The organism is Streptomyces sp. NBC_00096, from assembly GCF_045041305.1.
Lineage (GTDB): Bacteria > Actinomycetota > Actinomycetes > Streptomycetales > Streptomycetaceae > Streptomyces.
Genome location: NZ_CP108221.1, coordinates 5,850,929 through 5,869,810, shown reverse-complemented (window position 1 = coordinate 5,869,810; position 18,882 = coordinate 5,850,929). Strand labels below are relative to the sequence as shown.

Annotated in this window: 18 protein-coding genes; 2 read left to right on the top strand and 16 right to left on the bottom strand. The window is 70.8% G+C overall.

The genetic code is table 11. The features are described from left to right. Positions 1–2 precede the first annotated feature (2 nt). Positions 3–713: an MBL fold metallo-hydrolase gene (locus OG904_RS26000; RefSeq protein WP_405494912.1), complete on the bottom strand. Its 711-nt coding sequence runs from the start codon at positions 711–713 to the stop codon at positions 3–5. Positions 714–866: 153 nt separating this feature from the next. Here OG904_RS26000 and OG904_RS25995 point away from each other — a divergent pair, with 153 nt between their 5' ends. Together OG904_RS25995 and OG904_RS25990 are read left to right on the top strand one after the other, a co-directional pair. Then, positions 867–1,649 (top strand): peptidylprolyl isomerase, encoded by a 783-nt coding sequence (locus tag OG904_RS25995; protein WP_405494910.1) that lies wholly within the window; start codon positions 867–869, stop codon positions 1,647–1,649. Positions 1,650–1,850: 201 nt separating this feature from the next. After that, positions 1,851–3,080, top strand: coding sequence for a DUF349 domain-containing protein (locus OG904_RS25990; RefSeq protein ID WP_405494908.1), 1,230 nt, complete (start codon positions 1,851–1,853; stop codon positions 3,078–3,080). A gap of 100 nt (positions 3,081–3,180) precedes the next feature. Here the strand turns inward: OG904_RS25990 and OG904_RS25985 are convergent, their stop codons facing one another. The 15 genes from OG904_RS25985 to pgsA form a co-directional block, all read right to left on the bottom strand. Then, positions 3,181–5,616 carry a RelA/SpoT family protein gene (locus OG904_RS25985; protein ID WP_405494906.1) on the bottom strand — a complete coding sequence of 812 codons (2,436 nt, stop codon included), beginning with the start codon at positions 5,614–5,616 and terminating at the stop codon, positions 3,181–3,183. A gap of 244 nt (positions 5,617–5,860) precedes the next feature. Beyond that, the gene (locus tag OG904_RS25980) at positions 5,861–6,415 is read right to left on the bottom strand and encodes an adenine phosphoribosyltransferase (RefSeq protein WP_405494904.1); all 555 of its coding nucleotides are present in this window, start codon (positions 6,413–6,415) and stop codon (positions 5,861–5,863) included. After that, positions 6,412–7,467 (bottom strand): protein translocase subunit SecF, encoded by a 1,056-nt coding sequence (gene secF, locus OG904_RS25975; protein WP_405494902.1) that lies wholly within the window; start codon positions 7,465–7,467, stop codon positions 6,412–6,414. The genes OG904_RS25980 and secF overlap by 4 nt, the downstream gene beginning before the upstream one ends. Positions 7,468–7,470: 3 nt before the next feature. Next, positions 7,471–9,258: a protein translocase subunit SecD gene (gene secD / locus OG904_RS25970; RefSeq protein WP_405494900.1), complete on the bottom strand. Its 1,788-nt coding sequence runs from the start codon at positions 9,256–9,258 to the stop codon at positions 7,471–7,473. A 153-nt stretch (positions 9,259–9,411) separates the two neighbouring features. Beyond that, a complete protein-coding gene (gene yajC / locus OG904_RS25965) occupies positions 9,412–9,864 on the bottom strand; it encodes a preprotein translocase subunit YajC (RefSeq protein WP_405494898.1) in 453 nt (150 codons plus the stop codon). 165 nt (positions 9,865–10,029) lie between these two features. After that, on the bottom strand, positions 10,030–11,091 hold the full coding sequence (gene ruvB / locus OG904_RS25960; protein WP_405494896.1) for a Holliday junction branch migration DNA helicase RuvB: 1,062 nt from the start codon (positions 11,089–11,091) through the stop codon (positions 10,030–10,032). Positions 11,092–11,363: 272 nt separating this feature from the next. Further along, positions 11,364–11,996 carry a Holliday junction branch migration protein RuvA gene (gene ruvA / locus OG904_RS25955; RefSeq protein WP_405494894.1) on the bottom strand — a complete coding sequence of 211 codons (633 nt, stop codon included), beginning with the start codon at positions 11,994–11,996 and terminating at the stop codon, positions 11,364–11,366. Then, positions 11,993–12,529, bottom strand: coding sequence for a crossover junction endodeoxyribonuclease RuvC (ruvC, locus tag OG904_RS25950; RefSeq protein ID WP_405494892.1), 537 nt, complete (start codon positions 12,527–12,529; stop codon positions 11,993–11,995). The genes ruvA and ruvC overlap by 4 nt, the downstream gene beginning before the upstream one ends. Positions 12,530–12,654: 125 nt before the next feature. After that, on the bottom strand, positions 12,655–13,407 hold the full coding sequence (locus OG904_RS25945; RefSeq protein WP_328297664.1) for a YebC/PmpR family DNA-binding transcriptional regulator: 753 nt from the start codon (positions 13,405–13,407) through the stop codon (positions 12,655–12,657). 57 nt (positions 13,408–13,464) lie between these two features. Then, positions 13,465–14,055, bottom strand: a complete 591-nt coding sequence (gene pdxT / locus OG904_RS25940) for a pyridoxal 5'-phosphate synthase glutaminase subunit PdxT (RefSeq protein ID WP_405494890.1) — start codon at positions 14,053–14,055, stop codon at positions 13,465–13,467. 8 nt (positions 14,056–14,063) lie between these two features. Continuing rightward, the gene (gene pdxS, locus OG904_RS25935) at positions 14,064–14,981 is read right to left on the bottom strand and encodes a pyridoxal 5'-phosphate synthase lyase subunit PdxS (protein ID WP_030294529.1); all 918 of its coding nucleotides are present in this window, start codon (positions 14,979–14,981) and stop codon (positions 14,064–14,066) included. 140 nt (positions 14,982–15,121) lie between these two features. Then, positions 15,122–15,661 carry a hypothetical protein gene (locus OG904_RS25930; RefSeq protein ID WP_328297666.1) on the bottom strand — a complete coding sequence of 180 codons (540 nt, stop codon included), beginning with the start codon at positions 15,659–15,661 and terminating at the stop codon, positions 15,122–15,124. Positions 15,662–15,882: 221 nt separating this feature from the next. After that, a complete protein-coding gene (locus tag OG904_RS25925; protein ID WP_405494887.1) occupies positions 15,883–17,055 on the bottom strand; it encodes a glycosyltransferase family 4 protein in 1,173 nt (390 codons plus the stop codon). Then, entirely contained in the window at positions 17,052–17,987 is a 936-nt protein-coding gene (locus OG904_RS25920) for a phosphatidylinositol mannoside acyltransferase (protein ID WP_405494885.1), read from the bottom strand. The genes OG904_RS25925 and OG904_RS25920 overlap by 4 nt, the downstream gene beginning before the upstream one ends. Next, positions 17,987–18,718 carry a phosphatidylinositol phosphate synthase gene (gene pgsA / locus OG904_RS25915; RefSeq protein ID WP_405494883.1) on the bottom strand — a complete coding sequence of 244 codons (732 nt, stop codon included), beginning with the start codon at positions 18,716–18,718 and terminating at the stop codon, positions 17,987–17,989. Before pgsA ends, OG904_RS25920 begins: the two co-directional genes overlap by 1 nt. Positions 18,719–18,882 lie beyond the last annotated feature (164 nt).

The window sequence follows — 18,882 nt, the reverse complement described above, 5'->3', positions numbered from 1 at the left end:
CGTCACATTCCTCGTCGTGGAGACGTGAAACCGTCTCCCAGGCCGGCGGCCACCTGCCGCAGGTAAGGGTTGGTGGCGCGCTCACGGCCAATGGTCGTGTGCTCGTTGTGTCCGGGCAGCACCACGGTCGAGTCGTCGAGCGGCAGGCACACGCGGGCCAGCGACTCGAGCATGTCGGCGTGGCTGCCGCCGGGGAAGTCGGTACGCCCGATGGAGCCGGCGAAGAGCAGGTCGCCCGAGAACAGCAGCGGCGGGACGTCCCCCGCCCCGGGCATCCCGAAGGTCACCGACCCCCTGGTATGGCCGGGGGCGTGCGACACGGTGAGCTCCATGCCCGCGAGGGCGAGCTTCGCCCCGTCGGTCAGTTCCTTCACGTCGGACGGCTCCCCCACCGTGAGCTCACCCATGAGCTGCGCGCCCAGCGAGCGGCCGAGGGCCTTCTCCGGGTCGCTCATCATGAAGCGGTCCTCGGGGTGGATCCAGGCCGGTACGTCGTGTGCTCCGCACACCGGGACCACCGAGGCCACATGATCGATGTGGCCGTGGGTGAGCACGACCGCGACGGGCTTGAGCCGGTGCTTCTTCAGCGTCTCCTCGACACCCTGGGTGGCCTGGTGGCCCGGGTCGATGATGACGCACTCCTCACCGGCGGCGGGGGCGACCACGTAGCAATTGGTCCCCCAGGCCCCGGCGGGGAATCCGGCAATCAGCACGTTCGTCCTCAATCGTCGTCCGGCGGGAGGCTGCAGATCGGAATGCTGCTGCTCAGAGCCTACCGGCGCCGCTCATTACACAGCGAACCCATATACGGTACGGCCTAGCCCAGCCCGGACAGTGGTATCAGACACGCACAAGGAGACGACCCGGTGGTCACGAGCGATCAGCGGCGGCGCCAGCTCGCCAGGGAGAAGTACGAACGCCAGCAGAAGCGGCGTGCCGAGGCACGGCAGAAGACGCGCAGGCGGCTCGCCGTGATCGGCGCGGCGGTGGCCGTGGTCGTCGCGACGCTGGTCGGCCTGGTGGTCGGCGGCGTCTTCGACAAGGACAAGAAGGACGAGGCGGCCGACCCGGCCGCCAACCCCTCGGCCTCGCCCACCCCGCAGCAGTCCCCCTCCCCGGCGATGGCGATCGACGCCAAGGCGAAGTACACCTTCGACCTGAAGACCAGCGCGGGCGACGTCAAGTTCGAGATGGACGCGGCGAAGACCCCGCAGACGGTCAACTCGTTCAAGTCGCTCGCCGACAAGAAGTTCTTCGACAACACCAAGTGCCACCGTCTGACGACGAGCGGCATCTTCGTCCTGCAGTGCGGTGACCCGCAGGGCACCGGCAGTGGCGGCCCCGGCTACACCATCGCCGACGAGAACCTCGACGCCCTCGGCAAGGCCAACGAGCAGGGTCAGGTCGTCTACCCGGCGGGCACGGTGGCGATGGCCAACACCGGCCAGCCCGGTTCCGGCGGCAGCCAGTTCTTCCTGGTCTACAAGGACAGCCCGCTGGCTCCCACGTACACCCCCTTCGGCAAGATCGACGCGGCCGGCCTGAAGGTGCTGGAAGAGGTGGCCAAGGCCGGTACGGCCGACGGCGGCCAGGACGGGGCCCCCAAGACCCCCGTGACCATCGAGAAGGGCACCGTCACCCAGAACTGACCCGGACCAGGCGGCCCGAGCCCGGACCGTGGCCGTGCTGGCCGCGCCCGCACGCCGATATTCCGTCGTGCTGGATGCGGACAGCCGGCCCGGCGGTCGCCTATGTTGGCGTTGTGCAGGGCGGGCGCGGCCCGCCCCAGGAAACTGTGGACGATGCCCAGGGGGTGAACCCCTCGCAGGGCATCAGGTGGAGGAGGCGCTGTGAGCAGCGACCCGTGGGGCCGAGTCGACGAGACCGGCACCGTGTACGTGCGAACTGCCGATGGCGAGAAGGTCGTCGGCTCGTGGCAGGCCGGTACGCCGGAGGAGGCCCTGGCCTACTTCGAGCGCAAGTACGAGGGCCTGGTGGTCGAGATCGGCCTCCTCGAACGACGGGTGCGGACGACCGATCTGCCCGCCAAGGACGCCCAGACGGCCATCGAGCACCTGCGCACGCAGGTGGACGAGCACCACGCCGTCGGCGACCTCGACGCCCTGCGCGTCCGGCTGGACAAGCTGGTGTCGACCGTGGACTCGCGGCGCGAGGAGCGCAAGGTCCAGAAGGCGAAGCAGACGGACGAGGCCCGTACGGCCAAGGACGCGCTGGTCGCCGAGGCCGAGCAACTGGCGCAGAGCGACCAGTGGCGCAGCGCCGGTGAGCGGCTGCGGGCCCTGGTGGACATCTGGAAGGGTCTCCCGCGCCTCGACCGCAAGTCGGACGACGAGCTGTGGCACCGCTTCTCGCACGCCCGTTCCGCCTTCTCCAAGCGCCGCAAGGCCCACTTCGCCTCGCTCGACGCGCAGCGCGAGGACGCCCGCAAGGTCAAGGAGAAGCTGGTCGCGGAGGCCGAGGCGCTGTCGAAGTCGGCCGACTGGGGTCCGACGGCGGCCCGCTACCGCGAGCTGATGGAGAGCTGGAAGGCCGCCGGCCGCGCCCAGCGCGAGTCCGAGGACGATCTGTGGAACCGTTTCCGCGGCGCCCAGGACGTCTTCTTCGCGGCCCGCAGCGACGTATTCGCGGAGCGCGACGCCGAGCAGGTGGAGAACCTGAAGCTGAAGGAGGAGCTGGCCGATGAGGCCGAGAAGCTCGTCCCGATCACGGACCTGAAGGCGGCCCGTGCCGCGTTCCGCTCCCTGAACGAGCGCTGGGAGGCCATCGGCCACGTACCGCGGGACGCGCGTCCCAAGGTCGAGGGCCGGATGCACTCCGTCGAGCGGGCCATCCAGGAGGCCGAGGAAGGCGAGTGGCGCCGTACGAACCCGGAGGCGCGGGCCCGTGCGGCCGGTCTGACGGGTCAGCTGCAGGCGGCGGTCGACAAGCTGCGCACGCAGATCGACGCCGCGCGCGCGACGGGCAACAACTCCAGGGCCGACAAGCTGGCCCGGGAGCTGGAGGGCCGCCAGGCCCTGCTCGACCAGGCGCTGAAGGGCCTGGAGGAGTTCGGCGGCTGATCGGCCGCCGCCCCCGCACGCGGGAGGGCCCCGGTACGGATCTTCCGTACCGGGGCCCTCCCGCGTGTGCGCGGCCCCTACGGGCCCCCGTGCGGGCCGGCTAGGGCCTGCGGGCCGAGGTCACGCGGTAGACGTCGTAGACGCCCTCGACGCCCCGTACGGCCTTCAGGACGTGTCCCAGGTGCTTCGGGTCGCCCATCTCGAAGGTGAACCGGGAGGTGGCCACCCGGTCGCGGGAGGTCTGCACGGCCGCCGAGAGGATGTTCACGTGCTGGTCCGACAGGACCCGGGTGACGTCCGACAGCAGCCGGGACCGGTCCAGCGCCTCGACCTGGATGGCGACCAGGAAGACGGAGGACTGGGTGGGCGCCCACTCGACCTCCAGCATCCGCTCGGGCTGCTGGGAGAGCGAGTCGACGTTGACGCAGTCCGCGCGGTGCACCGAGACGCCGCTGCCGCGCGTGACGAACCCGATGATGGGGTCGCCCGGCACGGGGGTGCAGCAGCGGGCCAGCTTGACCCACACGTCGTCGACGCCCTTGACGACCACGCCGGGGTCGGCGTTGCCGCGCCGCTTGCTGCGGCCGCGGGCCGGCGGAATGCTGTCCTCGATGTCCTCGTTGGCCGCGTCCTCGCCGCCGAGGGCCTGGACCAGCTTCTGCACGACGTTCTGCGCGGTGACGTGGCCTTCGCCGATCGCCGCGTAGAGCGAGGAGATGTCGGGGTAGCGCATCTCGTGCGCGAGGGTGACGAGGGAGTCCCCGGTCAGGATCCGCTGGATCGGCAGGTTCTGCTTGCGCATGGCCCGCGCGATGGCGTCCTTGCCGTGCTCGATCGCCTCGTCCCGGCGTTCCTTGGAGAACCAGGCTCGGATCTTGTTGCGGGCCCTGGGGGACTTGACGAAGCCCAGCCAGTCGCGGGACGGGCCGGCGCCCTCGGCCTTGGAGGTGAAGACCTCGACCAGGTCCCCGTTGTCGAGGGTCGATTCGAGCGGTACGAGCCGCCCGTTGACCCGCGCTCCTATGGTCCGGTGGCCGACCTCGGTGTGGACGGCGTACGCGAAGTCCACGGGGGTGGCTCCGGCCGGCAGCGCTATGACGTCGCCCTTGGGCGTGAAGACGAAGACCTCGTTGCGCGAGAGGTCGAAGCGCAGCGAGTCGAGGAACTCGCTCGGGTCCTCGGTCTCCTTCTGCCAGTCCAGCAGCTGGCGCAGCCAGGCCATGTCGTTGACCGTGTCGTGGCCCGCGCTGCCCTTGGCGGCCTGCGGGACGTCGGTGCGGACCTTGGAGGTGCCGGCGACGGTCTGCTGCTTGTACTTCCAGTGCGCGGCGATGCCGTACTCGGCGCGGCGGTGCATGTCGAAGGTGCGGATCTGGAGCTCGACCGGCTTGCCGCTGGGTCCGATGACCGTCGTGTGGAGCGACTGGTACATGTTGAACTTCGGCATCGCGATGTAGTCCTTGAACCGGCCGGGGACCGGGTTCCATCGCGCGTGCACCGTGCCGAGGGCGGCGTAGCAGTCCCGCACCGTGTCCACCAGGACGCGGATGCCGACCAGGTCGTAGATCTCGGCGAAGTCGCGGCCCCGCACGATCATCTTCTGGTAGACGCTGTAGTAGTGCTTGGGCCTGCCGGTGACGGTGGCCTTGATGCGGGCGGCCCGGAGGTCGGCCTGCACCTCGTCGGTGACGACGGTGAGGTACTCGTCGCGCTTGGGGGCCCGTTCGGCCACCAGCCGCACGATCTCGTCGTACATCTTGGGGTAGAGGATCGCGAAGGCGAGGTCCTCCAGCTCCCACTTGATGGTGTTCATGCCCAGCCGGTGTGCCAGCGGGGCGTAGATCTCGAGGGTCTCGCGGGCCTTCTTCTCCTGCTTCTCCCGCTTGAGGTAGCGCATGGTGCGCATGTTGTGCAGGCGGTCGGCCAGCTTGATGACCAGGACCCGGGGGTCCTTGGCCATGGCCACGACCATCTTGCGGACGGTCTCGGCCTGGGCCGCCTCGCCGAACTTGACCCGGTCGAGCTTGGTGACGCCATCGACGAGCAGGGTCACCGCGTCGCCGAAGTCGCGCCGCAGGTCCTCCAGCCCGTACTCGGTGTCCTCGACGGTGTCGTGCAGCAGACCGGCCATCAGGGTGGCGGGGTCCATGCCCAGCTCGGCGAGGATCGTCGTCACCGCGAGCGGGTGGGTGATGTACGGGTCACCGCTCTTGCGCTTCTGACCGCGGTGCCAGCGCTCGGCCACCTGGTACGCCTGCTCGAGCTGGCGCAGCGTCTCCGTGGAGATCTTCGGGTCGTTGCTGCGGACTATGCGGAGCAGCGGTTCCAGGACCGGGTTGTACGGGTTGGAACGCTGGACGCCGAGCCGGGCCAGTCGCGCGCGCACCCGGTTGGACGACCCGGCCGATTTCGCGGACGCGGGCTTGGCCGGCGGCGCGGGGGCCGGGGCAGGCGGGGGCGTGGCGGGGGCCGCCGCGACCGCCTCGGGCTGCGGATCGGGCTGCGCGGCGGGGATTGGCTGGACCTCGTCTGGCAAGAGCGCTCCTCACGGGGGTCCCCCCGGACGGTGTCTGGGGGAGGATCCGGTGCCCGTGTTCCGGTCCGGACAACCCATCGTAGCGAGGGTTGCGCCACCCCGTTCCCCGAGCCCGCGCCCCGGCCGGCTCCATGACCGGGGCTCCGCCCCGGACCCGGTCTCCTCAGCCCCGCGCAGCGGTCGCACACGCCGAAGCGGGCGTGCCCGGGAGATCCCGTGCACGCCCGCTTCGCGGACAGTGTGGTCAGACCACGATCAGCGCGTCCAGCGGAGCCCCCGCCAGGGGGCCGGCCAGGCGCTCGCGGCCCGGCAGGAACGACAGTTCCATCAGGACCGCGACACCCGCGACCTCCGCACCCGCCCGCCGGATCAGCTCCAGCGAGGCCCCCGCGGTACCGCCGGTGGCCAGCACGTCGTCGATGACCATGACCCGGTCCCCGGCGTCCAGCGCCTCCGCGTGGATCTCGATCTGCGCCGAGCCGTACTCCAGGTCGTAGGACTGCAGGAGCGTCGCCCCGGGCAGCTTTCCGGCCTTGCGGACCGGCACGAAGCCGATGCCCGCCTGCACGGCCACCGGAGCCGCCAGGATGAACCCCCGCGCCTCCAGCCCGACGATCTTCGTCGCTCCGTACCGCCCGGCCAGTTCCACCAGCGCGTCCGTCAGGGCGCCGAACGCCTTCGGGTCGGCCAGCAGCGGGGTGATGTCCTTGAACATCACTCCCGGCTTCGGGTAGTCCGCCACGTCCGTGATCCGGCTGAGCAGCAGCTCCCGTACGTCGGCGGACAGCTCCGTGGTCACCGGCGGCGACCCGAGCGGCCCTGCGCCACGACCTGCGGCGCGTCCTCGCCCTCGAAGCCGTCCTCGGGCGATTCGCCCTTGGCCGCCGCGGACGCCCGCTTCGCGAGCACCCGCTTCTTCAGCGCCTTCATGGCCGGCTCGCGCTCCTTCAGGTCCACGACCAGCGGGGTCGCGATGAAGATCGACGAGTAGGCACCGGCCGCGAGGCCGACGAACAGCGACAGCGAGATGTCGTTCAGCATGCCGGCGCCCAGGAAGCCGCCGCCGATGAAGAGCAGCGCCCCGACCGGGAGCAGGGCGACGACGGTGGTGTTGATCGAGCGGACCAGGGTGCCGTTGATGCTGCGGTTGGCGACCTCGCTGAACGTCCACCGGGTCTGCTTGGTGATGTCCTTCGAGCCCTCCTTGAGACCGTCGAAGACGACGACGGTGTCGTAGAGGGAGTAACCGAGGATCGTCAGCAGGCCGATGACCGTACCCGGGGTGACCTCGAAGCCGACCAGCGCGTACACGCCGACCGTGATCGTGAGGTCGTGGATCAGCGCGATCAGTGCCGCGATCGCCATCCGCCACTCGAAGGCGATGGCCAGGTAGATCACCACGAGGACCATGAAGACGCCGAGGCCGGTCCAGGCCTTGTTGGCGATCTGCTCGCCCCAGCTGGGGCCGACCAGGTCGGCGTTGATCTGGCCCGCGTCGACCTTGAGGTCGGTGGCGAGCTTGGCCTTCACGCCGGCGGCCGCGTCGGTGTCCAGACCCGAGATCTGGATGCGCAGGCCACCGGTGCCGAGCTTCTGGACGATCGCGTCGTGGCCGGAGGCCTTCTCCGCGTCCTCACGGGCCTGGGTCTCCGAGACGGAGGTCTTCGGGGTGGTGAAGACGGCACCGCCCTTGAACTCGATGCCCATGTTGAGGCCAGAGACGGCCAGGGCCACGATCGCCGTGATGGTGATCAGGATGGAAACGCCGTACCAGACGAAGCGCTTGCCGACGAAGTCGTAGCCGACCTCACCTCGGTACAGCTTGGCGCCGAGATCTCCGAGCTTCGACATCCCTCACGCCTCCTTTGCGTCGACGGGGGCGGAGACGGTCGCGGTGGCCGCGCCGGAGCCGGTACGACGCGAGCGTCGCAGCGGCGGCTTCGCGCCCAGTCGCTTCGGGTCCAGCCCGGACCACGGGTGACCGCTGGAGAAGAAGGCCGTACGGGCCAGCAGCGTCATGACGGGCTTGGTGAAGAGGAACACCACGACCACGTCGAGCAGGGTCGTCAGACCCAGGGTGAAGGCGAAGCCCTGCACCTTGCCGACGGTGACGATGAACAGCACCGCGGCCGCCAGGAACGACACGAAGTCGGAGACCAGGATGGTGCGCCGGGCACGCGGCCAGGCGCGCTCGACGGCCGGACGCAGGGTGCGGCCGTCGCGGATCTCGTCCCGGATGCGTTCGAAGTACACGATGAAGGAGTCGGCGGTGATGCCGATCGCGACGATCGCACCGCAGACGGCGGGCAGGTTCAGCGCGAAGCCGATGCCCTTCCCGAGCAGCGCCATGATCGTGTAGGTCAGGATGCCGGAGACGATGAGGCTGATGATGGCGACGAACGCCAGGCCCCGGTAGTAGGCCAGCAGGTAGATCACCACGAGCGCGAGGCCGATGGCACCGGCGATGAGGCCGGCCTTCAGCTGCTCGCCACCGAGCGCGGCGGTGACGGTGGTGACGCTGTCCTCCTGGAAGGACAGCGGCAGGGCGCCGTACGAGAGCATGTTGCCCAGGTCCATCGCGGACTGCTGGGTGAAGCCGCCGGAGATCTCGGCGTTGCCACCGGTCAGCGCCTGGCTGACGGACGGGTCGGAGATGACCTCGCCGTCGAGGACGATCGCGAACTGGTTCTGCGGGGACTGCTTGGCCGCCAGCTCACCGGTGATCTTGGCGAACTTGTCGGCGCCCTTGTCGGTGAACTGCATGGTGACGATCCAGGCACCGCGCTGCGGGTCGATCTGACCCTTGGCGTCCTTCACGTCCTGGCCGTTGACCTGGGCCGGGCCGAGCACCCACTTGCCCCAGGCGGTACCGCGCTTGCCACAGGCGAGCGTCGGGTCCTCGGGCTTGACGTTCTTGCTCACGGCGGCGCGCTGGGCCTCGTTGCTGCAGTCCAGCGCGGCGAACTTCGCCTGCAGGTCGGCGGCGGCGGCCTGGTCGGCGCTGGGCGCCGAGGGCGTCGTGGACGGGGTGGCCTTGTCGTCTGCCTTCTTCGACTCGCTCGCCGACGGCGAGGGAGAGGGGGCGTTCGGGGCCTTGAGGGCCTCACTGAGCGCACGGCCCTGGGAAGTGGCGCTGGACGACGGAGTGGGCGCACTCGCGGACGGAGAACCGGAACCGCTCGTGGACGGGCTCGGGGAGCCGCTCGCGTTGGCCTCGGGGGCGACCGGGGCACCGTCCGCCGTGGCGAGCACCGGGCGGAAGTAGAGCTGGGCGGTGGTACCGACCTGCTCGCGCGCCTGCTGCTCGTTCGTCCCCTTGGGGATGTTCACGATGATGTGGTCTTTGCCCTGCGTCTGGACCTCGGCCTCCGAGACGCCGAGACCGTTGACGCGGCGTTCGATGATGCCGACCGCCGTGTTCATATTGGTCTCGTTGATCGCGTCCGGCTTGCCGGGCTCGCTCTTGGCCTTGAGCGTGATGCTCGTACCGCCGGCGAGGTCGATGCCGAGTCGCGGCGTCGTCTGACCCGTGAGGAACATCCCCGCGGTGAGCGCCACCATCGCGATCAGGATGAGGGCCAGGGCGCGCCCCGGCCTCCCCTGAGCCCCCGTGGGCCTCCGGCCCTTCTTCGGTGCTGCCACCTTGTCGTTTCTCCCTGTCCAACCGTCCCGCGCCGGGTCAGCGCGCGGACGGCCACGAAATGTGTGTGGGGACCCCTGCCCCCCGCAGAAGGGTCGCTGGCGGGAACCGCCGGAGCCGCCGATCAGGCGCCCTGCGCGGTCCCCCGCCCGGCGCTACTTCGCGCCGGCCTCGCCGTCGGCCTTGCCGTCCTTAGGCTCCTCGCCCTTGGGCTCGTCGGCCTTGGGCTCGTCCTTCTTGCCCAGGTCGAGCTTGGGGGTCTCGTCCTCTGTCAGGGAGGACGCGTCGTCCGGGACGACCGGCGTGTCGATCGTCAGATCATCGGTGATGCCGTGGACGATGCGGTTGTACTCCTCGTCCTCCAGGACGGCGCCGATGGCGTTCTTCGCGTACATCGCGTGAACGCCGGGAGCCACCTCGAGGGTGACCGTGTCGTCACCGATCTCCTTCACCGTGGCGTACATGCCGCCGATGGTGCGGACTCCGGTACCGGGCGTCAGCTGGTCGCGCATCTGCACGGCCTGCTGCTGCTTCTTCTTCTGGCTGCGGGTCAGCAGGAAGAACGCCCCGATGATCAGCACGAACGGGAGGAGGGAGATCGGATTCAAGGGACTCAGGTCCTTCGCATCGGCCGCACGAGCGCACGGCCTTTTTACGGGGGGTGGGTACGCCGACCGTAAGGGTCGGCATCGGCGGAGTCTAGGCGAGTCCGCACCGATGGAACAACGCCCAGCATGTCATCGCAGTTCCGGGCGAGGCGAACCTCCGCGCCGTCAGGTCCCGAAGAGGCCCTGTTGTCCGCTTGATCCGTTCCCGCCGTGCTGCGGGGGAACAAGTCCCAGGTGAGCCCATGCGGCCGGGGTCGCGACCCGCCCCCGCGGGGTCCTGGCCAGAAGTCCCTCCCTCACGAGGAACGGCTCGGCCACCTCCTCCACGGTCTCCCGCTCCTCGCCCACGGCGACGGCGAGCGTCGACAGGCCCACGGGTCCCCCGCCGAAGAGCTTCAGCAGCGCCTCCAGGACGGCCCGGTCCAGCCGGTCGAGCCCGCGCCCGTCGACCTCGTACACCTGCAGGGCGGTCCCGGCGACCGCGCGGTTGATCACTCCGTCGGCCCGCACCTGGGCGTAGTCCCGGACGCGGCGCAGCAGCCGGTTGGCGATGCGGGGCGTGCCGCGCGAGCGTCCGGCGATCTCGGCGGCGCCGGCGGTGTCGATCTCCACGTCGAGGAGGCGGGCGGAGCGGTGGATGACTCGTTCCAGCTCCTCGGGGGCGTAGAACTCCATGTGCCCGGTGAAACCGAAGCGGTCGCGCAGCGGCGGCGGGAGCAGACCGGCCCGGGTCGTTGCCCCCACCAGGGTGAACGGGGGCAGCTCCAGGGGGATCGCGGTCGCGCCGGGCCCCTTGCCGACGATCACGTCGACGCGGAAGTCCTCCATCGCCATGTAGAGCATCTCCTCGGCGGGCCGGGACATGCGGTGGATCTCGTCGAGGAAGAGGACCTCCCCCTCCTGGAGGGAGGAGAGGATGGCGGCCAGGTCGCCGGCGTGCTGGATGGCGGGGCCGGAGGTGATCCGGATGGGCGCGCCCATCTCCGCCGCGATGATCATGGACAGGGTGGTCTTGCCCAGCCCCGGGGCGCCCGAGAGCAGGACGTGATCGGCGGTGGCGCCGCGCTGGCGGGCCGCCTTCAGGACGAGGTCCAGCTGCTGGCGGACCTTCTCCTGCCCGACGAACTCGCCGAGGTCCTTGGGCCGCAGGGCCGCCTCGACGGCGGTGTCCTCACCGTCGGCCGCGGCCGCCACGATCCGGTCGTCGCTCTCGTCATCCCAGTTCACGGTGTCAGTCTGCCTTCTCGGTCGTGCGGTGGTGTGCGTGCGGGGCGTCTACTGGGGCTCCGCCCCGGGCCCCGCGCCTCAATCGCCGGCGGGGCTGGAATCGCCCTGCGGGCAATCCAGCGCGCCTCGGCGCACAGTCGCGCTGCGCGCACGTGCAGGCCTACGCCGGCCAGAATCAAGCCCCGCCGGCGATTGAGGCGATCGTTTCAGCCCCTCCGGCGTTTGAGGAACGGGGTCCGGGGTGGAGCCCCGGCGGCGGCGCCGCACCGGCGTCAGCGGGCCCGGTTCAGGGACTGCAGGGCCGCGCGCAGGAGCTGCGGGACCGGCGCCGAACCGCCGGCGGCGATCGCGGCCTCCGCCTGCGGGGTCACGGCCGAGACCGCGTCCTCCGCGTCCCGGGCCGCGTACCCCAGCCCGATCAGCGCGGCGGACAGCTGCTCCGTCCACGGCGCGGGCCCGGACGCCGCGGCCCGCTGCGCGCCGACCATCCCGCTCGACCCCAGCGGCGCGCCCAGCTTGTCCTTCAGGTCCAGCAGGAGCTTCTGCGCGCCCTTCTTCCCGATGCCGGAGACGGCCATCAGCGCCTTCTCGTCCCCCACCGAGACGGCGATGCGCAGCGCGTCCGGGCTGTGCACCGCCAGCATCGCCTGCGCGAGCTTGGGCCCGACCCCGCTCGCGGTCTGCAGCAGCTCGAAGACCTGCCGCTCGTCGTCCTCGGCGAAGCCGTACAGCGTCAGCGAGTCCTCCCGTACGACCAGGGACGTCGCCAGCCGGGCCGGCTCACCGGTCCGCAGGCCGGCGAGGGTGTTCGGCGTGCAGTGCACGGCCATGCCCACTCCCCCGACCTCGATCACGGCCAGGGTGGGGGCGAGCGCGGCGACCGGGCCGCTGACGAAGGCGATCATGTGGTGCGGCCTTTCATGGCGGAGGCGTGCTGGGCGACCGCCTGCTGGAGGCGGTTCTGCGCGGGGGCGCGCCAGATGTGGCAGATGGCGAGGGCCAGGGCGTCCGCCGCGTCGGCGGGCTTGGGCGGCGCCGACAGCCGCAGCAGCCGGGTCACCATGGCCCCGACCTGCGCCTTGTCCGCGCGGCCGCTGCCGGTGACGGCGGCCTTGACCTCGCTGGGGGTGTGCAGGGCGACCGGTATCCCGCGGCGCGCCGCGCACAGCATGGCAACGGCACTCGCCTGGGCGGTGCCCATCACCGTGCTGACGTTGTGCTGGCTGAACACCCGCTCCACCGCGACGACTTCGGGCCGGTGCTCGTCGAGCCACTCCTCGATGCCCTGCTCGATCGCGACGAGCCGCAGGCCCAACTCGGCGTCCGCGGGCGTCCGTACGACCCCCACGCCCAGCATCGTCAGGGGGCGGCCGGCCACCCCCTCGACGACCCCGACACCGCATCGGGTCAGCCCCGGGTCAACGCCGAGTACGCGCACCCCGCCCCCTTCTTCGATCTCCTGTACGTGCAGCTTCGCAGGTTATCGGGTGGCACTGACAAAGCAGCGGGCCGACGGGGTGTGTCCCCGTCGGCCCGCTGCTCGATGCCGTGAGAGCGAAGAGGCTAGGCGTCGACCTTTTCCATGACCTCGTCCGAGACGTCGAAGTTGGCGAAGACGTTCTGCACGTCGTCGCTGTCCTCCAGCGCGTCGATCAGCTTGAAGATCTTGCGCGCGCCCTCTTCGTCCAGCTCGACCTGCATGGTCGGCAGGAAGTTGGAGTCGGCCGAGTCGTAGTCGATGCCCGCCTGCTGGAGCGCGGTGCGGACCGCGACCATGTCGGTGGCCTCGCTGATGATCTCGAAGCTCTCGCCGAGGTCGTTGACCTCTTCGGCGCCCGCCTCGAGCACCGTCTCCAGGACGTCGTCCTCGGAGAGCTCGCCCTTGGGCAGGAGCACGACGCCCTTGCGGTTGAACAGGTACGAGACCGAGCCCGGGTCCGCCATGGAGCCGCCGTTGCGGGTCATGGCGACGCGCACGTCGGACGCGGCACGGTTGCGGTTGTCGGTGAGGCACTCGATGAGCACCGCGACGCCGTTCGGGCCGTAGCCTTCGTACATGATCGTCTCGTAGTCGGCGCCGCCGGCCTCGAGGCCGCCGCCGCGCTTGACCGCGGAGTCGATGTTCTTGTTCGGGACCGAGCTCTTCTTGGCCTTCTGGATGGCGTCGAAGAGGGTCGGGTTGCCATCGATGTCGGCGCCGCCCATACGGGCCGCGACCTCGATGTTCTTGATCAGCTTCGCGAAGAGCTTGCCGCGCTTGGCGTCAACCACGGCCTTCTTGTGCTTCGTCGTAGCCCATTTAGAGTGGCCGGACATCTGCCTGTCTCCTTCGCGTCACCAACAATGTTCGCCTCAGATCCTACCGGGACGCCGTTACAGCCCTGCGCGCACCATGTCGACGAAGTACGCGTGGACCCGGTCGTCACCCGTCAGCTCGGGGTGGAACGAGGTGGCGAGGACGTTGCCCTGGCGTACGGCGACGGTGTGGCCGTCGTACGTGGCGAGCACCTCGGCGGCGGCGCCGACCGACTCGACCCAGGGGGCGCGGATGAACACGCCCTCGACGGGGCCGCCCGCTATGCCCGCGAAGTCGACCTGCGCCTCGAAGGACTCGTTCTGCCGGCCGAAGGCGTTGCGGCGCACGATCATGTCGATGCCGCCCAGGGTCTCCTGGTCCTCACGGCCGTCCAGGAGCTTGTCGGCGAGCATGATCATGCCGGCGCAGGTGCCGTAGACCGGCATCCCGGCCCGTACGCGCTCGCGCAGCGGCTCCAGCATGCCGAACAGCACGGCGAGCTTCGACATCGTCGTGGACTCGCCGCCGGGGATCACCAGGGCGTCGACCTCGGCGAGCTCCTCGGGACGCCGGACCGGCCTGGCCACGGCGTCAGCCGAGGCCAGGGCGATCAGGTGCTCCCGTACGTCGCCCTGGAGTGCCAGGACACCAATCACGGGGGTGGTCATGGTGATGACTACCAGCCGCGGTTGGCGTAGCGCTCGGACTCGGGGAGGGTGTCGCAGTTGATGCCGACCATGGCCTCGCCCAGGTTGCGGGAGGCGTCCGCGATGATCTTCGGGTCGTCGTAGAAGGTGGTGGCCTTCACGATGGCGGCGGCGCGCTTGGCCGGGTCGCCCGACTTGAAGATGCCCGAGCCGACGAAGACGCCCTCGGCACCGAGCTGGCGCATCAGCGCGGCGTCGGCCGGGGTGGCGACGCCACCGGCGGAGAACAGCACGACCGGGAGCTTGCCGAGCTCGGCGACCTCCTTGACCAGCTCGTACGGGGCGCGCAGCTCTTTGGCGGCGGCGAACAGCTCGTTGTTGTCGTAGCCGCGCAGGCGGGCGATCTCGTTCTTGATCTGGCGCAGGTGGCGGACGGCCTCGACCACGTTGCCGGTACCGGCCTCGCCCTTCGAGCGGATCATGGCCGCGCCCTCGGCGATGCGGCGCAGGGCCTCGCCCAGGTTGGTGGCGCCACAGACGAAGGGGGTGGTGAACGCCCACTTGTCGGAGTGGTTGACCTCGTCGGCCGGGGTCAGGACCTCGGACTCGTCGATGTAGTCGACGCCGAGGGACTGCAGCACCTGGGCCTCGACGAAGTGGCCGATGCGGGACTTGGCCATGACCGGGATCGAGACGGCCTCGATGATCTCTTCGATCATGTTCGGGTCGGACATCCGGGCGACGCCGCCGTCCTTGCGGATGTCGGCGGGAACCCGCTCCAGGGCCATGACGGCCACGGCGCCGGCGTCCTCGGCGATCTTCGCCTGCTCGGCGTTGACCACGTCCATGATCACGCCGCCCTTGAGCTGCTCGGCCATGCCGCGCTTGACGCGGGAGGTGCCGATCGCCGACTCAGCGGACTGCGGGGTGGAGGGAAGCGTGCTCACGGATTGACCTCACTCGAAAGGGAAATTCAGGTGGTACTGGCGGTCTGGTGGTACTCGACCGAGGAAACCCTCTCGACCAGTCCACTGCAAGGGCCAATGTGCAGCCGGTGGCTCCTCGCGATTTGGCCATTGGGTACAAGTTACGGCCGTTCCGCCAGATCCACCGGAGGCTCGTCGTCCATCTCGAAGGCCAACGGGAAGGGCGCGTGGCCCGCCAGCCGGAACCAGCGGACCTTGCGGTGGCGGCGCAGGGCCCGGGCCGCGCGCACCGCGTCGTTGAGGAACCGGCGCGCCATCGGAACCCGGCGGACCGCCGCCGCGAGCTCCTCGGTGGCCTCCGCCCCGCCCGGCGCGGCCTTGAGCGCGTCGACCTGCCCGGCATCGGAGAACACCGCGCGCAGCGCCTGGCTGAGCTCGCTCTCGGCGACCTCGCGGTGCTCCTCCTCGGCCTGCCGGGCGGCATGCGCGGCCTCGTACAGCACGATGGCGGAGGCGGGGTCCAGCACCCCGGAGGTCGCGACCTCCAGCACCACGGAGGCGCGGCGCACGAGCTGCGCGTCGAGCGCGGCCCGCGCGGCGTCCATCCGCGAGTGCAGCCGGTCGAGCCGCCCGGCGGTCCAGCTGAGGTAGACCCCGACGAGGCCGAGCGCGAGGGCAATCCAGACAAGGGTTTCGATCACGGGCGGCGACAATACCCCTTGACGCGCCGCTCGCGCGGTGCGGATGGTCTGCCCTGCGGGGCGAGGTCCCCTACCCGCCCTTCGCCCGTTCCCCGGAGCTCCGCCCCGGACCCGTTGCCACGTGCGGCGCCGTTCCCGGGGCCAGCCCCCGGACCCCCGCTCCTCAAACGCCGGAGGGGCCGGAACCGCCCTCCGGGCGATCCAGCCGGCCCCGCCGGGGATCAGGAGGGTTGCGCGTCCCGCGAGAGGCCCAGGCGGGTGCGGAGGGATACCCGCTCGTCGGTGGCCACCGCGGCCGCGCCGTCCGTGACCGTCTCGTAGACCGCCAGGATGTCCGCGGCCACCGTCGACCAGTCGAAGCGGCGTACGTGCGCCGAGCCCCGGGCACTGAGTTCCGCTCGGCGGGCCGGGTCGTGCAGGAGGGCGATCGCCGCGGCCGCCAGGGACTCGGGGTCCTCGTTCGAGAACAGCTCCCCCGCCGCGCCCTGGTCCAGGACCTGGGCGAAGGCGTCCAGGTCGGAGGCCAGGACCGCCGCGCCCGCCGAGAGCGCCTCGACCAGGATGATCCCGAAGCTCTCGCCGCCCGTGTTCGGGGCCACGTACACGTCGACGCTGCGCAGCAGCCGCGCCTTGTCCTCGTCGGAGACCATGCCGAGGAATTCGACCCGGGAGCGGAGCGCGGCCGGCAGGGAGGCGACCGCCTCCTCCTCGTCGCCGCGGCCCGCCACGAGGAGGCGTACGTCCGGGCACTCCTCCACGATGCGGGGGAAGGCCGCCATGAGGACCGGCAGGCCCTTGCGCGGCTCGTCGATCCGGCCGATGAAGCCGAGGGTCTGGCCGGACCACGAGGGGTTCGGGTCGGCCTTGGCGAAGAAGTCCACGTCCACGCCGTTGGGGATGACCACCGCGTCCCCGCCCAGGTGCTCGACCAGCGTGCGCCGCGCGTACTCGCTCACCGCGATCCGCGCGCTGATCTTCTCCAGCGCCGGCTGGAGGATCGGGTACGCCGCCAGCATCGCCCGGGAGCGCGGGTTGGAGGTGTGGAAGGTGGCGACGATCGGCCCCTGCGCCGCCCAGCAGGTCAGCAGTCCCAGCGAGGGGGAGGTCGGTTCGTGGATGTGGACCACGTCGAAGACCCCGTCGTGCAGCCAGCGCCGCACTCGGGCCGCCGACAGGAAGCCGAAGTTGAGCCGGGCGACCGACCCGTTGTACGGCACCGGCACCGCCCGCCCCGCCGAGACCACGTGCGGGGGCAGCGGGGTCTCGTCGTCCGCCGGGGCCAGCACCGACACCTCGTGGCCGAGGCCGATCAGGTGTTCCGCCAGGTCCCGGATGTGGAACTGGACGCCGCCGGGCACGTCCCAGGAGTACGGGCAGACGATGCCGATCTTCACGTGGAGCGCTCCTCGGGCCGGCCGGCGGTCTCGGTGGTCTGTGGCAGGTCCTCCAGCCACAGCCGCTGGAGCATGTGCCAGTCCTGCGGGTGTTCGGCGATGCCCTGTGCGAAGGCGTCGGCGAGGGCCTGCGTCATGGCGGCCGTCTTCTCCTGCCGGGTGCCCTTGCCGGGCACCTCGACCGGGGAGTGGATCCGGCCGTACATCTTCGGCGCGTCCCCGTAGTACAGGGTCGCCGGCAGCAGCACCGCGCCCGTCTGCTGGGCCAGCAGGGCCGGTCCGGCCGGCATCCGCGCCGCCGAACCGAAGAAGTCCACTTCCACCCCGGACGCCGACAGGTCGCGGTCGGCGACCAGGCAGACCAGCCCGCCCGAGCGCAGCCGCCGCGCGAGGGTGCCGAAGGCGGCGCCGCCGTTGTGCGGGAGCACCTCCATGCCCAGGCTCTCGCGGTAGGCGACGAACCGGTCGTAGAGGGTCTCCGGCTTGAGCCGCTCGGCGACGGTGGTGAACGGGACTCCGATGTGGGTGACGGCCCAGGCGCCGGCGAGGTCCCAGTTGGCCAGGTGGGGCAGGGCGACCACGACTCCGCGCCCGGAGGCCAGTGCTTCGCGCAGGATGTGGTCGTCCTTCATCTCCACGTCGGTGCTGAATCGTTCCTTGGCCATCGTCGGCAGCCGGAAGGATTCCATCCAGTACCGCATGTACGAGCGCATGCCCTCGTGCGACAGCTCGCGCAGCCGCTCCGGGGTCGCGTCCGGCACCACCCGGGCCAGGTTCGATTCCAGCCGCAGCACGCTCTTGCCGCGCCGCTTCCACGCGTAGTCCGCGATCCGCCGCCCGAGGGCCGCGGCGGCAGGCTCGGGCAGCTTCTTGACCCCGGCCCAGCCGAGCCCGTAGAGCCCGTCGACCAGCTTGTCCTGAGCCTTGCCCATCAGGCCGTACCGCCTTCGGAAGAGGTCGTGGCGGTACCGGAGGCGGTGCCTGAGCCAGAGCCGGTGCCGGAGCCGGTGCCCGCGTCCACCGCGGCGGCCGCGTCTGCCTCAGCCGACTCGCGGCGCACGGTCACCACGCGCTGGATCAGCGTCACGAGCGAGCCCGCCGCGACCACCCACAGCGCGATCGGCAGCAGTACGCCGATCCACGAGGGCACCCCGAAGGTCTCCAGCCCGGACACACCGGCCGCGACCAGCGTGATCACCAGGCGTTCGGCGCGCTCGATGAGCCCGTTGACGGCGACCGGCAGCCCGATCGACTCGCCGCGCGCCTTGGTGTACGAGACCACCTGCCCGCTGGCCAGGCAGAAGATGGCGACGGCGCAGAGCGCGTTGTTGTTCCCTGAGCCCGCGTACCAGAGCGCGAGCCCGCCGAAGATCGCCGCGTCCGCCACCCGGTCGAGGGTGGAGTCGAGGAACGCGCCCCACCGGCTGGAGACGCCGGCCTGGCGGGCCATGTTCCCGTCCACCAGGTCGGAGAAGACGAAGAGCGTGATGGTGATCGTGCCCCAGAAGAACTCGCCCATGGGGAAGAAGACCAGTGCTCCCGCCACCACTCCGGCCGTGCCGATGAGGGTGACCGCGTCGGGACTCACTCCCAGCCTGAGCAGAAAAGCGGCGAATGGCGTGAGAACACGCGTGAAGAATGCACGCGCGTACTTGTTCAGCATGGCCTTCCCGGAGGGTCGCTGGGCCGCACGGCCACCACGGCCACCGGCTGGCCCATCGTAGCCAGGGCCCCGGCCCGTCAGTGCCGCGCACCCACCGGTTCACACGACGTGAGCCGTTCTCGGGCCGTTCGCCACGTTCCGGACGCCCGCCCGGGCGGCTCCGG